Origin of the sequence: Micromonospora sp. NPDC048894, assembly GCF_040649765.1 — a bacterium.
Taxonomy (GTDB): domain Bacteria; phylum Actinomycetota; class Actinomycetes; order Mycobacteriales; family Micromonosporaceae; genus Micromonospora; species Micromonospora antibiotica.
Genome location: NZ_JBEZFY010000008.1, coordinates 245,979 through 259,673, shown reverse-complemented (window position 1 = coordinate 259,673; position 13,695 = coordinate 245,979). Strand labels below are relative to the sequence as shown.

Genomic DNA, 13,695 nt, shown 5'->3' with positions numbered 1-13,695 from the left:
CCGTGAACGAGACCCTCGCGACCGGCACGGCCCGTACCGACCGGGAGCGGGTGCTCGGCCGCCGCCGGGAACGCATCGGCCCCGGCGGTGACCCGGTCGCGCCGGCCACCGCACCGGAGCCGCGCCGGGAACCGGCCGGGCCGTCAGACGTGGTCCTGGACTGCGGCTGGGGGCGGCTGGTGTTCGGCCAGACCTTCCACGAGCAGGTGGCGGTGGCCCATGTGCTGCGGTCCGAGGCGGCCGGCTCCCGGGACATCTGCATCTACCTGCGCGACCCGCACGTGCTGGTGTCCCGGCTGCCCGACGAACTGTTCATCGACCCGTCGCTGACCTACCGGCTGCCGCTGGGTGAGCGCCGCCCGGAGGCCACCGGGCGGATGGAGATCCCGGGGCTGGTCGTCCGGCCGCTGCGCGACGCCGACGACGCGGACGCGGTGAACCGGATCTACGCCCGCAACGGCATGGTCACCGCGCCGGTGGAGGTGCTCGTCGACAACGCCGGCACCGACCGGTTCCTGCACCTGGTGGCCGAGGCGAGCACCGGGGAGATCGTCGGCACCATCACCGGCGTCGACCACGTGGCGGTCTTCGGCGACCGGGAGAACGGCGCGAGCCTGTGGTGCCTGACCGTCGACTTCAACACCGCCCCGCCCGGCACCGGTCAGGCCCTGCTCACCGAGCTGGCCGACCGGCTCGACGAGCGGGGCCGGGCGTTCGTCGACCTGTCGGTGCTGGCCGAGAACTCCGGCGCGATCCGGCTCTACGAGCGGTTGGGTTTCCACCGCACCGGCACGCTCTGCGTCAAGCGGAAGAACCCGATCAACGAACGGCTGTTCCTGCCGGCCACCCCGGCGGGCTACGACGAGCTGAACCCGTACGCGAGGATCGTCGCCGACGAGGCGATGCGGCGCGGCATCCGGGTGGAGGTCACCGACGCGCACTGGGGTGAGCTGCGGCTGACCAACGGCGGCCGGACGATCGTCACCCGCGAGTCGCTGTCCGAGCTGACCTCGGCGGTGGCGATGAGCCGCTGCGACGACAAGCGGGTCACCCGGCGCATCCTCACCGAGGCGGGCCTGTCGGTGCCGCGTGGCCGGACCGCCACCGGCGACGCCGACGACCTGGCCTTCCTCACCGACGTCGGCCCGGTGGTGGTCAAGCCGGCCCGGGGCGAGCAGGGCAACGGCATCACCGTCGGGGTACGCACCGCCGAGGCGTTGGCCACGGCCGTCGAGCTGGCCCGCCGGTTCTGCCCCGACGTGCTGATCGAGGAGCTGCGCGCGGGCGAGGACCTGCGGGTGATCGTGATCGACCATGAGGTGGTGGCCGCCGCCGTACGCCGACCGGCGCAGATCACCGGTGACGGGGTGCACGACGTCACCGCGCTGATCGAGCGGCAGAGCCGACGCCGGGCCGCCGCCACCGGCGGGGAGTCCCGCATCCCGGTCGACGAGATGACCCGCGAGGTGGTGGCCGAGGCCGGGCACCGGATGGACGACGTGCTGCCCGAGGGGCGGGTGCTGGCGGTGCGCCGGACGGCGAACCTCCACACCGGTGGCACAATCCACGACGTGACGGCCGAACTGCACCCGACGATCGCCACCGCCTGCGTGGCGGCGAGCCGGGCCCTGGACATCCCGGTGACCGGGCTGGACCTGCTGGTCCCCGCCCCCGACCAGCCCGAGCACGTGTTCATCGAGGCGAACGAGCGGCCGGGGCTGGCCAACCACGAGCCCCAGCCGACCGCCGAGCGCTTCGTGGACCTGCTCTTCCCCGGCACCCGGGCCCCGCAGCGCCTCTGGAGCCCGGCCGGGCCCGGAGGGGTCGCGTGAGCCTCAAGCCCCTGGAGATCGACCTGGACTACCTGCGCCAGGTGCTGGTGGAGTTGCTGGACATCCCCAGCCCGTCGGGGCGTACCGACCACGTGCAGCAGTACGTGGGGGAACGCCTGTCCGCGCTGGGCATCCCGTCCACGCTGACCCGGCGGGGGGCGCTCAGCGCCTGCCTGCCCGGCCCCCGGCAGACCGGTGCCGACCGGGCGATCGTGGTGCACACCGACACCATCGGCGGGATGGTCAAGCGGCTCAAGGAGAACGGCCGGCTGGAGCTGAAGACCATCGGCACCCACTCGGCCCGGTTCGCCGAGGGCGCGCACGTGCGGATCTTCACCGACGACCTGGACCGGGTGGTCACCGGGCAGGTGTTGCCGTTGAAGGCCAGCGGGCACCGCTACAACGACGACGTCGACCTGCAGGGCGTCGGCTGGCAGCACGTCGAGGTACGCGTCGACGAGCCGGTCGAGGACATCGCCGGCCTGCGGGCGCTGGGCATCGACGCGGGCGACTTCGTGGCGTTCCTGCCGAACCCGATGGTCACCCCGTCCGGTTACGTGAAGTCCCGGCACCTGGACGACAAGGCCGGGGTGGCGGCGGTGCTGACCGCGTTCAAGGCGGTGGTGGACGCCGGTATCACCCCCACCGTCACCGCCCACCTGCTGGTCACCGTCACCGAGGAGATCGGCCACGGCGCCAGCCACGGCCTGGACCCGGACGTCGCCGAGATCGTCTCGGTGGACGCGGCGGTGGTCGCGCCGGGCCAGCAGTCCCGGGAGGACGCGGCGACCCTGGCGATGGGCGACGGGGTCGGCCCGTTCGACTACCACCTGACCCGCAACCTGGCCACCATCGCCCGGGAACACGGGGTGGACCTGGTCCGCGACGTCTTCGACTACTACCGCTCGGACGTGGCGGCGGCGGTCGAGGCGGGCGCGCACGCCCGGGTGGCGCTGCTCGGTTTCGGGGTGGACGCCACCCACGGCCACGAGCGCACCCATCTGGACGGCCTGGCCCACCTGACCCAGTTGCTCTGCCTCTATCTCCAGAGCGACCTGGTCTTTCCCGAGTGGGACGCCGAGCCGGAGGGCGACCTGGCCGACTTCCCGTCGCTGGCGGTGCAGCCGGCCAACGAAGACGGCCCCCGTGAGGGCCCGATCGGCATCGACTGACCGGCTCCGCGCAGCCCTGACCACCGGCCCGGCCGGCGGTCACGTCGCCGGTGGGTGGCGGCCCGCGTCGCGCCCGCCACCCACCGGCCGGGTCGATCGCTGCCCGGCGGGTGACCGACGCCTTCGCACCGGCCACCCCGGCCGGGTCACCGGTTGCGGCGGTCCGCCGCGTGCAGGAGCGCGATCAGCGCCTCGGTCGGTCGCAGCACCGCGTCCCGGGCTGCCGGGTCACCGGTGATCCGCTGCCGCGCCCGGTCGGCCAGCTGCGCCAGCAGTTCACCGGCGCGGGCCGCGTTGCCGGCGGTGCCGGCCTGCTCGGCCCGCTGGAGCCGGTCGGTCAGCCGGGCCGCCACGTACTCGGTGATCCGGCCGGCGGCGACGTACTCCGCGATCAGGTACCGCAGGTCGGAGTACCAGGCGGGGTCGCGGGTGAACGACGCGGGCAGGTGACCGGCGTCGGCGGCGGCGAGGGTCGCCGCGACGCTGGCGTCCACGTACGACCCGACGGTCGGGTATCGGGTGGCGAGTTGCGCGTCGGTCAGCGGCACCGAACTGCCGTCGAGGAAGCAGAAGCCGGGTCCGGTGTTGCTGCCGCTGTTGACCCGCAGCGGCACCTGGTGCTGGGCGAGCCGGATACCGCCGAGGGCGAGCCCGAGGTCGTCGCGGGCGATGGCCGGCGGGGTCGTGGTGGTCGTCTGGATCGGCGGGGCACTGGGCGGGGCCACCTGCCGGGCGACCCAGGCGACGGTGTGGTCGTAGACCGCGTTCTGCACCATGTGCTGCGGGACGCGCGACAGCGAGGGCAGCGTGCAGGTCTGCGGTTCACCCGGGTAGCCGCCCGGGTAGCTGCCGATGTCCCGCTTGCGCAGCGGCCCGTAGTCGGTGATCAGCTTCCAGTCGCCGTGCGACGCGCCGGCCACCTCCCAGGAGCGCAGGACGGGCGAGTCGGCCTGGGCGCGGGCCGTCGCGGGCAGGATGCCGCTGGCCACGTCCCCCTCGGAGTTGATCCGGAACACCGGTGTGGTCAGGTCGGTGCGCAACACCCCGCCACCGCCGTGCAGGACGACCGCGTCGAGGACGTTCGCCGACTGCTGGACGCCGTTGTAGTAGTTGGCGAGGCGGCCGGCCGACTGCGAGTGGCCGGTGGCGATCACGTACTGCGGGGCGGGCAGCTTGCCCAGCGGGTCGACGCCGGTCGGGTTGCGGACCGCCTTCACCGCCTGGCTGAAGATGTCGTACGAGAGGCTGTCGTCGGTGACGGTGCCGCCGACGGTGACGTCCAGCGGGCCGTACCGGGTGGGGCTCCACGCCTTGAGCCCGGTGGCGGAGTGCAGCCCGGCCCGCTGGGCGGAGACCCCGACCCAGGCGTAGCCGGAGCGGATCAGGTGTTCGTGCGACTGGAACCAGTCGACCTCCTGGTCCCACTGGTTGCTGACGTTGTTCCACTCGGCGATGACGACACCGTTGAACTTCGTGGTGTTGGCCGGCCGGCGGACCACCAGCCGGGTGCCGTACGGCTGGTCGGTGCCGAGGGTGGTCGCGTTCTGGGTGCCCTGCACGGCGTACCGGGTGGCGGTGCCGAAGAGGAAGAACTCCTCCTCGACGTAGCCGGCGGCGGCCAGGTTGACGTCGGTGGCGAGGAACGGGTAGCCGTGACCGGGGTCGCCGACCGGGGTGGTCCGGGCGATCGGCCCGGCGACCACCGGGTTCGCCACGGTCGCGCCGGTGGCGGTGGACGGCCGGGGCGTGGTCGGCGCGGCTGCGGTCGCCGGGTGGACCGGGCCGGTGGCGACGGCCAGCGCACCGACCAGGCCGAGGGTGAGACATCGTCGGGTGTTCCTGCGGGTGGTGGACGAAACGGGCACGGTTCACCTCACGGGGGGAGCGACCGAGGGGACGACTCGGGCGGCAGCGGCGAGACGTGGCCACTGTGGGGCAGAGAGTAATGCTCACTTCAGGCGAAAGATAGGCCAGACGAGCACGAACTTTCGCCGACTTGAGCAAAAGTCGCCGGCCTGCGACCCTCCCCCGCCGGCATGACGCCGTCTGCGGGATCGCGCGAAAAATCACTACCGGCACCCGGGGCGCAGTGGGTAGCGTGGCGGTACACGGGAAAGGAGGTGGTCCAGACTTGTATAGCAATCGGACTCGTGAGGTGGCTGTCCGCTAGCCGCTGTCCTCGACAGTGAACGACCAAGCATGATCGTCGAGACCGTGTGGCAGCGGTGCGGCGAAACCACGACAGCCACCCGACCCCCGGGGTGCCGACCCAGTCCAGTCGGCCCGTGCGCGAGCACGGAAGCCCCGGGGGTCGCTTCGTCTCCGGAGGAGGCCGGCGGTGTCCATGCGTGAGCTGACGGTGCTCGGTACGGCCAGCCAGACCCCCACCCGGCTGCGCAACCACAACGGCTACGTGCTGCGCTGGGACGACGAGGTGATCCTCTTCGACCCGGGCGAGGGCAGCCAGCGCCAACTCCTGCACACCGGGGTCACCGCCACCGACCTCACCCGGATCTGCGTCACCCACTTCCACGGCGACCACTGCCTCGGCCTACCCGGCACCATCCAACGGCTCTCCCTGGACCGGGTGCCGCACCCGGTGGCGGTGCACTTCCCCGCCGGAGGCGCCGAATACTTCGCCAGGTTGCGGCACGCCAGCAGCTTCCACGAGACCGCCGAGCTGGCCGTCGAACCGATCACCACCGACGGGCAACGGATCACCCTGGGCGTCGGCACGCTGGAGGCCCGCCGGCTGCGGCACCCCGTCGAGACGTACGGCTACCGGCTGGTCGAGCCGGACGGCTGCCGGATGCTGCCGGAGCGACTGTCCGCGTACGGCATCGGTGGGCCGGCGGTCGGCGAGCTGCTGCGCGTCGGGCACCTGGACGTCGGCGGACGCCGCGTCACCCGGGACGAGGTGAGCGTGGTCCGGCCGGGGCAGCGGTTCGCCTTCGTGATGGACACCGGCCTCTGCGACGGGGTGTACGCCCTCGCCGAACACGCCGACCTGCTGGTCATCGAGTCGACGTTCCTGGCGTCGGAGACCGCGCTCGCCGCCGAGGTCGGCCACCTGACCGCCGGCCAGGCCGCCCGGGTCGCCACCGAGTCCGGGGTACGCACCCTGGTGCTCACCCACTTCTCCCAGCGGTACGCCGACCCGCGCCGCTTCCACGACGAGGCCCGCGAGCACTTCACCGGGGAGCTGGTGATCGCCGAGGACCTGACCACCGTGCCGGTCCCGCCCCGGCGGGTAGCCTCGGCCGGGTGACCGTCACGCTCCGTCCCGCCGTCGCCGACGACCTGATGCCGGTGGGCGCCCTGCACCAGCGGTCCCGGATCGCGGCCTACTCGTCGTTCCTGCCGCCCGAGGCGTTGGCCGACCCGACGCCCGAGGCAATGGGGGCGTACTGGGTCGAGCGGTGGACGTGGGAACGCGACGAGCACCTGATGACCGTGGCCGAGCGGGACGGCCGGCTGGTCGGGTTCAGCTACCTCGGCCCGGACGACGGGGGCGACCCGGCGACCGGGCTGCTCAACGCCATCCACCTCGACCCGGCCGAGCGGGGCCGGGGCACCGGCCGGGCGCTGATGGTGGACGCGTTGGACACCATGCGGGTCCGGGGCTGGCGTCGGGCGGTGCTGTGGGTGCTGGAGAGCAACGCCCCCGCCCGGCACTTCTACGAGCGCGGCGGCTGGCGGGCCACCGGCGATCGCCGGGACGAACGGATCGGCCCCACCCGCACCCCGCAGCTGCGCTACGCCCGGCAGCTGCCCGGCTGCTGACCGTCAGGTGCCGTCCTGGTCCGCGTCGACCGAGAAGTTGATCACTGATAGATACCCGTCGCCGTCCTCGACCACCTTCATCAGCATGCTCTCGGCAAAGATGTTGTCGTTGTCGTTGAAGGTGTCCCGCCCGGTGTGCGCGGCGTACGGCGCGGCGGCGTACACCCGGGTGTTGAGCGCCTCGTCGAACATCATCTGGGTGGTGAGCACCCGGTCGTCGCCCAGGTGCACCATCGCGTGGATGTGCGTGGTGCGGCCCCGGTACCAGCCCGGCCAGATGGTGGTGAACTCGACGATCCCGTCGGCGTTGGTGACCTGGGCGCCGCGCAGGTAGCGCTTGTCGTCGGTCGGCGTCAGGTCCGCCGCCGACCCCTCGGCGCCGCCGCCCGGGGCCGCCCCACCCCCTGGCGGGGTGCCGGTGGGCGGGGTGCCACCCGACGCGCCGCCGGGCGGATTGCCGCCGGACGGAGCGCCGCCGCCCGACGCACCGGACGACTGCGCCTCGGCACCCGAGTACAGGCCCTCGGCGTCACAGTGCCAGATCTCCACGACGGCGTTGGCCAACGGTCCGCACTGCTCGCTGTCCTGCACCCGGATCGCCACCCGCAGCCGGGTGCCCGCCCGGTCCTCCCGGATGTCGTTGCGGATCTTGTCGGCGTCGAAGTAGTACGGGCCCTGGGTGGTGCTCGCGGTCAACGTGCAGGTGTTCGCCGCGCCGAACAGCGCAGCCAGGTCGGCCGACGTGCTGGCGGTCGCCTGGGGGGACACGGTCTGGCCGGTCGACGTGGTGACCGTGCCGCTGTCCCGGCCGCAGGCCGCGAGCAGGCCGGCCAGCCCGATCGAGCCGACCCCCGCGATCAGCCGCCGACGGCTGACCCGCTGCCCCTCGTGGTGGTCCAGGTCGTGTCGCATGTCGTTCCTCCCGTGGTCGGTGCCTCTCGGCTCACCCGACCGTAGGGAGGCTGCTCGGATGCCCTCTGTGCTGCCCCTGTGCCCGTGCTGTGAATGGTCGACCCGACGGCGACCGGCCCGGACACGCTGCGGGCCCCTCCCGTCGGAAGGGGCCCCGCAGCGGCGTCGGATCAGCGTGCGCCGAGGTGGGCGAGCAGGTCCTGACGGGTCAGCACGCCCTTGGGCTTGCCGTCGACCAGCACCAGCGCCGCATCGGACTTCTCCAGCAGGCCCACCGCCTCGCTCACCGGCTGGCCGCCACCGACCATCGGCAGCGGGTCACCCATGTGCCGCTCGATGGTGTCGTGCAGGTGGGCCTGACCGGTGAACAGGGCGTCCAGCAGGTCCCGCTCGGCGATCGAGCCGGCCACCTCGCCGGTGACCACCGGCGGCTCGGCCTTGAGCACCGGGAGCTGGGAGACGCCGTACTCACGCATGTAGTCGATGGCGTCGCGGACCGTCTCGGTCGGGTGGACGTGCACCAGTTCGGGCAGGCCGCCCGGCTTGCCGGCCAGCGCGTCGGCGACGGTCGGCTCGGTGCCGGGGTGGTCGAGGAAGCCGTACCGGGCCATCCACCGGTCGTTGAAAATCTTGGACAGGTAGCCCTTGCCGCTGTCCGGCAGCAGCACCACGACCACGTCGTCCGGGCCGGCGGCACGGGCCACCTCCAGCGCCGCCACCACGGCCATCCCGCAGGAGCCGCCGACGAGCAGCCCCTCCTCGCGGGCCAGCCGCCGGGTCATCTCGAAGGACGCCTTGTCGGACACCTCGATGATCTCGTCGGCGACCTCCCGGTCGTACGTCGCCGGCCAGAAGTCCTCACCGACACCCTCGACCAGGTACGGCCGGCCGGTGCCCCCGGAGTAGACCGAGCCCTCCGGGTCCGCCCCGATCACCCTGACCCGCCCCTCGGAAGCCTCCTTGAGGTAACGCCCGATGCCGGTGATGGTGCCGCCGGTGCCGACCCCGGTGACGAAGTGGGTGAGCCCGCCCCCGGTCTGCTTCCACAGCTCCGGGCCGGTGGTCTCGTAGTGCGAGCGCGGGTTGGCCGGGTTGCTGTACTGGTCGGGCTTCCACGCGCCGGGGATCTCCCGGGCCAGCCGGTCGGAGACGTTGTAGTAGGAGCGGGGGTCCTCCGGGGCGACGGCGGTCGGGCAGACCACCACCTCCGCCCCGTACGCGCGCAGCACGTCCTGCTTGTCCTGGCTGACCTTGTCGGGGCAGACGAAGACGCAGTGGTAGCCCTTGAGCTGGGCCACCAGGGCCAGCCCGACACCGGTGTTGCCGCTGGTCGGCTCGACGATGGTGCCGCCGGGCCTGAGCAGCCCGGCGGCCTCGGCGTCCTCCACCATCCGCAGCGCGATCCGGTCCTTGACCGAGCCGCCGGGGTTGAGGTATTCCACCTTCGCCAGCACGGTCGCGCTGATGCCCTCGGTGACGTTGCGCAGTCGTACCAGCGGGGTGTTGCCGATCAGGTCGACGACGTTGTCGTAGTACTGCACCTCGTTGTGCCCTTCGTTGCGGCGCCGGCGACGGCGGCCTGGCAGACGGTCCTTCGTCGCTCAGGGTACGTGCCCTCAGAGCGTCACATGACCGGGGATGACGGAGGCCCGACGCGCCTCCCACTCCAGGAAGCGCTCGGTCTCCGACAGCACGCTGCCGGCCAGCCAGGTGACCATCACGGCGTCGTCCACCAGACCGAGCACGGTCAGGAACAGCTCCGGCACCAGGTCGACAGGCGACACGACGTAGACCGTCGCCGCCGTCATCATCGCCAGCCGCAGCCCGCCGTCGTACTCGCCCCGGGCGGTCGCCCGGATCATCCGGGGCAGCGCCGCCAGCCGGGCACCCAACGACGGGCCACCCCGGGCACCCGCCGCCAGCGACCGGGCCAACGCCGTGAAGGCCGCGGTCCGCTTCAATGTCCTACCCATCTCATCCAGCCCCTCTCCACCGACCAGCGTGACTGTCCGGCGCAAGCCGTCGCCACCTGCGGCGGGGCGACCGCAGGTGGGCCCCGCCACCGGATCAGGTACCCAGAATCGTCGCGGCCCAGCCGGGAAACCGACCGTCCCGACGGAAGCGGGGGGCCGTCACGGCGCGATAATGTCGCTGTATGGGGGTGGCTGGTTCCGTCGTACCGGTGGTTCCGCGCTGGCATCGCGCCCGACAGGTCGCCCGGCTGGCGGCGATCGGCACGGGTGCCACCGCGGCGGCCGTCGCCGCGACCGGCGGGGTGCTGCTCGGCCAGGCCCGGCAGGCCCGACGCACCATCCCGATGGCGCAGGCCCCACCGCCGCGCTGCGACGGCGTCTACGGCGCCAAGATCCCCGGGACACCGCTGACCATGGTGATCCTCGGCGACTCCTCCGCCGCCAGTTACGGGGTGCTGCGGCGGCGGGAGACCCTGGGTTCGCTGCTGGCCACCGGGCTGTCCCGGCGACTGCACCGGGCCGTACGGGTGCACCGCTTCGCCGTGGTCGGCGCACTCTCCGCCGGGCTCCGGCCGCAGGTCGAGGCCGCCCTGGAATGCGCGCCGGACATCGCGGTGATCATGGTCGGCGGCAACGACGTCACCAACCGGTCGCCATACTCCGTGGCGGTCCGGCACCTGGTCGACGCGGTCCGCGCGCTGCGCGCCGCCGGCTGCGAGGTGGTCGTCGGGACCTGCCCCGACCTGGGCGCGATCCAGCCGATCCAACCCCCGCTGCGCTGGTTGGCCCGCCGGTGGAGCCGGCAGCTCGCCGCCGCCCAGACGGTCGCGGTGGTCGAGGCGGGCGGCTGGACGGTCTCCCTCGGTGACCTGCTCGGCCCCCGGTTCTCCGCCGAACCGACCCGGATGTTCGCCTCGGACCGGTTCCACCCTTCCGCCGAGGGGTACGCGATGGCCGCCGCCGCGCTCCTGCCGACCGTAGTGTCGGCGCTCGGCGGCGGGGAACGCCGACCCGCCCCGGGCCGGAGCGACGGCGTGCGGTCGCTGCCCGAGGCCGCCCAGGAAGCAGCCCGGCACGCCGGCACGGAGGTCAGCGGCGCACAGTTCCGGGGTCGGGAGCGCGGCCCCGCCGGCCGCTGGGCGCAACTGCGGCGGCGGGCCTTCTTCGGCGTCGGCGCGGTGCCGCAGTCCGGTGCCGCCGCCGACTCACCCCAACTGGAGGAACTGGCATGAGCGAGCACAGCGAGCGAACCACCGGGTGCCACGAATGCCACGCAGCGCCGGTCGGCATCGACGTGCACCTGCCGACGGTGACGCCATGACGGGCCGGTCCGTGGGCGGCGAGCTGGCCGTACGCCTCGGTAAGGCCGCGGCGGTCTCCCTGGTCGCCGGGACGATCGGCGGGGCGGCGGTGCTCGCCGGCCAGGCGGTGGCGGCCCGCAACCGCGACTACGCCCAGCCCGAACTGGGCCTGGCGCTGCGGGCCACGGTCGGCCGGGCCGGTGCCCCACCGCTGCGGCTGGTGCTGCTCGGGGACTCCTCGGCGCTCGGTGTCGGGGTGGGCCGCTTCGACGAGACGGTCGGCGGTCAACTCGCCTACCTGCTGGCCGAGGGGCCGACCGGTCGTCGGGTGCACCTGTCCAGCGTGGGTGTCTCCGGCTCCCGCTCCACCGATCTGTCCACCCAGGTGGCGCGGGCGCTGCTCGGGGACCGGCCGGACGTGGCGGTGGTGCTGATCGGGGCGAACGACGCCACGGCGATGAGCCGGCCGTTGGAGGCGGCGGCGTACCTCGCCTCGGCGGTGCGCCGGCTGCGGGAGGCCCGGGTCGAGGTCGTCGTCGGCACCTGCCCGGACCTGGGGGCGGTGCGCGCGGTGGCCCCGCCGCTGCGGCAGGTGATCGGGTGGTCGGGCCGGCGGGTCGCGAGGGCACAGACCGCCGCCGTGCTGGACGCCGGGGGCACGGTCGTCGACCTGGGTACGGAGACCGGGCCGGTGTTCCGGGCCGACGCCGGGACGCTGTGTCACGACGGCTTCCACCCGTCCGCCGACGGTTACCGGGTGTGGGCGCACGCCCTGCTGCCGGCGGTGGTCGCCGCCGCGAACGTCGCCTCCCGGCACTGACCGGCCCCGGAACGCACGGCGGTCCGGCGTAACCGCCCGGCGGTCCGGCATACCCCGCCCGGCGGCCGGGCGTGCCCCGGCGGTCCGGCGTGGCCCCGCGGTCCGGCTTACCCCGGCCGGCGTAGCCCGGGCCGGCGGGTCCGAGCTGCCGGTGGGTCGACGCCGCCGCCACCGGCATGCCGCCCGGGTGACATTTCCCGCTGGTCGGGCTGCTTCCGCGCCAAGTTACCGTCAAGTTAACGTTGGTTCATGCCGATTGAGTCGTCCCGCGACGCCGTCATCGTCGCCACCGCCCGGTCCCCCATCGGCCGCGCGTTCAAGGGTTCCCTGCGCGAGGTCCGCCCGGACGACCTCGCCGCCACCATCGTCCAGGCCGCGCTGGACAAGGTTCCCGGGCTCGACCCGACCACCATCGACGACCTCTACCTCGGGTGCGGGCTGCCCGGCGGCGAGCAGGGCTTCAACCTGGCCCGGGTGGTCGCCACCCTGATGGGCCTGGACGGGCTGCCGGGCGCCACCCTCACCCGCTACTGCGCGTCGTCGTTGCAGACCACCCGGATGGCGATGCACGCGATCCGGGCCGGCGAGGGCGACGTCTTCGTCTCCGCCGGGGTCGAGATGGTCTCCCGGTACGCCCGGGGCAACTCCGACACCCTGCCACCCGAGGCGCAGGCGCTGGTCGGCGGTGGCTGGGAGAACCCGCGCTTCGCCGAGGCGCGGCAGCGGTCGGTGGCCCGCGCCCAGGGCGACGCCGAGGTGTGGACCGACCCGCGCGACGCCGGGCAGCTCCCCGACATCTACCTGGCGATGGGGCAGACGGCGGAGAACCTGGCCCAGGTGTACGACGTCACCCGGGAGGAGATGGACGCGTTCGGCGTCCGCAGCCAGAACCTCGCCGAGAAGGCCATCGCCGACGGCTTCTGGGTCCGCGAGATCACCCCGGTCACCACCCCGGACGGCAGCGTGGTCGACACCGACGACGGCCCGCGCGCCGGGGTCACCCTGGAGGCGGTGGCCGGGCTGAAGCCGGTCTTCCGCCCGGACGGCCGGATCACCGCCGGCAACTGCTGCCCGCTCAACGACGGGGCCGCCGCCGTGGTGGTGATGAGCGCCCAGCGGGCCGACGAGTTGGGGCTGACCCCGCTGGCCCGGATCGTCTCCACCGGCGTCACCGCCCTGTCGCCGGAGATCATGGGCCTCGGCCCGGTCGAGGCGTCCCGGCAGGCGCTGCGCCGGGCCGGGATGACCGTCGACGACGTCGACCTGGTCGAGATCAACGAGGCGTTCGCCGCCCAGGTGATCCCGTCGTACCGGCAGCTCGGCATCCCCGAGGACAAGGTCAACGTGATGGGCGGGGCGATCGCCGTCGGCCACCCGTTCGGGATGACCGGCGCCCGGATCACCGGCACCCTGCTCAACGCCCTGCAGTGGCACGACGCGACCATCGGCCTGGAGACCATGTGCGTCGGCGGCGGTCAGGGCATGGCGATGGTGCTCGAACGGCTCAGCTGAGCCGCTACAGCGCGCCGCGGGTCGCCGTCACCAGGGCGGCGGCCCCGGCCAGTACCGCCTCCGGCGGGCCGGCGGCCACCAGGTCCGCCGTGACCACCCGGAGCTGGTCGGGCAGCGCCATCGGGTGCGCCAACCGGGGTACGTCCCGCCGGGGCTCACCCTCCGCGTCGGCCGCCAGGTCGGCGACCTCCTGCACCAGCTTGTGCACCAGGTCGGCCCGGGACACGTTGCCGCCCTCGGCGACCGCCGCCCAGCGCGGCTGCTGCCAGTGGCCCACCTGACGGACCAGCAGGTCCACCGCCCGGCCCAACTCCGCTGCGCTCATCGTCGGCGAGTCTACGCACCCCGGTCGGGGTGCGTAGACGACGACGCCCGCCGCCGCAGGGTGCA

General features: G+C 73.6%; 12 protein-coding genes. 7 read left to right on the top strand and 5 right to left on the bottom strand.

Going from position 1 to position 13,695, the window contains the following annotated elements; translation table 11 throughout:
- Positions 1-2: 2 nt before the first annotated feature.
- Both ngg and AB0C22_RS19835 read left to right on the top strand, forming a co-directional pair.
- Positions 3-1,832 carry an N-acetylglutaminylglutamine synthetase gene (gene ngg / locus AB0C22_RS19840; protein WP_219467237.1) on the top strand — a complete coding sequence of 610 codons (1,830 nt, stop codon included), beginning with the start codon at positions 3-5 and terminating at the stop codon, positions 1,830-1,832.
- Positions 1,829-3,004 (top strand): osmoprotectant NAGGN system M42 family peptidase, encoded by a 1,176-nt coding sequence (locus AB0C22_RS19835; protein WP_357536279.1) that lies wholly within the window; start codon positions 1,829-1,831, stop codon positions 3,002-3,004. Before ngg ends, AB0C22_RS19835 begins: the two co-directional genes overlap by 4 nt.
- 146 nt (positions 3,005-3,150) lie before the next feature.
- Here the strand turns inward: AB0C22_RS19835 and AB0C22_RS19830 are convergent, their stop codons facing one another.
- The gene (locus tag AB0C22_RS19830; protein WP_219467235.1) at positions 3,151-4,869 is read right to left on the bottom strand and encodes an alpha/beta hydrolase domain-containing protein; all 1,719 of its coding nucleotides are present in this window, start codon (positions 4,867-4,869) and stop codon (positions 3,151-3,153) included.
- Between the two features lie 473 nt (positions 4,870-5,342).
- On the opposite strand from AB0C22_RS19830, the gene AB0C22_RS19825 reads away from it, so the two are divergent.
- Both AB0C22_RS19825 and AB0C22_RS19820 read left to right on the top strand, forming a co-directional pair.
- Entirely contained in the window at positions 5,343-6,272 is a 930-nt protein-coding gene (locus AB0C22_RS19825) for a ribonuclease Z (protein ID WP_357536277.1), read from the top strand.
- A complete protein-coding gene (locus tag AB0C22_RS19820) occupies positions 6,269-6,787 on the top strand; it encodes a GNAT family N-acetyltransferase (RefSeq protein WP_357536275.1) in 519 nt (172 codons plus the stop codon). Before AB0C22_RS19825 ends, AB0C22_RS19820 begins: the two co-directional genes overlap by 4 nt.
- 3 nt (positions 6,788-6,790) lie before the next feature.
- Here AB0C22_RS19820 and AB0C22_RS19815 read toward each other — a convergent pair whose 3' ends face one another.
- The 3 genes from AB0C22_RS19815 to AB0C22_RS19805 all read right to left on the bottom strand — a co-directional run bounded on the left by AB0C22_RS19815 (position 6,791) and on the right by AB0C22_RS19805 (position 9,672).
- Positions 6,791-7,699 (bottom strand): intradiol ring-cleavage dioxygenase, encoded by a 909-nt coding sequence (locus tag AB0C22_RS19815; RefSeq protein ID WP_219467229.1) that lies wholly within the window; start codon positions 7,697-7,699, stop codon positions 6,791-6,793.
- A gap of 170 nt (positions 7,700-7,869) precedes the next feature.
- The gene (locus tag AB0C22_RS19810; protein WP_208568533.1) at positions 7,870-9,240 is read right to left on the bottom strand and encodes a cystathionine beta-synthase; all 1,371 of its coding nucleotides are present in this window, start codon (positions 9,238-9,240) and stop codon (positions 7,870-7,872) included.
- 75 nt (positions 9,241-9,315) lie between these two features.
- Positions 9,316-9,672, bottom strand: a complete 357-nt coding sequence (locus AB0C22_RS19805; protein WP_204928292.1) for a YkvA family protein — start codon at positions 9,670-9,672, stop codon at positions 9,316-9,318.
- 182 nt (positions 9,673-9,854) lie between these two features.
- On the opposite strand from AB0C22_RS19805, the gene AB0C22_RS19800 reads away from it, so the two are divergent.
- The 3 genes from AB0C22_RS19800 to AB0C22_RS19790 all read left to right on the top strand — a co-directional run bounded on the left by AB0C22_RS19800 (position 9,855) and on the right by AB0C22_RS19790 (position 13,305).
- Complete coding sequence (locus tag AB0C22_RS19800; RefSeq protein ID WP_357536273.1) at positions 9,855-10,904, top strand: SGNH/GDSL hydrolase family protein; 1,050 nt, start codon at positions 9,855-9,857, stop codon at positions 10,902-10,904.
- Positions 10,905-10,989: 85 nt separating this feature from the next.
- A complete protein-coding gene (locus tag AB0C22_RS19795; protein ID WP_208568535.1) occupies positions 10,990-11,793 on the top strand; it encodes an SGNH/GDSL hydrolase family protein in 804 nt (267 codons plus the stop codon).
- 249 nt (positions 11,794-12,042) lie between these two features.
- A complete protein-coding gene (locus AB0C22_RS19790) occupies positions 12,043-13,305 on the top strand; it encodes an acetyl-CoA C-acetyltransferase (protein ID WP_357536271.1) in 1,263 nt (420 codons plus the stop codon).
- Between the two features lie 4 nt (positions 13,306-13,309).
- Here AB0C22_RS19790 and AB0C22_RS19785 read toward each other — a convergent pair whose 3' ends face one another.
- Complete coding sequence (locus AB0C22_RS19785) at positions 13,310-13,630, bottom strand: hypothetical protein (protein ID WP_208568537.1); 321 nt, start codon at positions 13,628-13,630, stop codon at positions 13,310-13,312.
- Between the last annotated feature and the right edge of the window lie 65 nt (positions 13,631-13,695).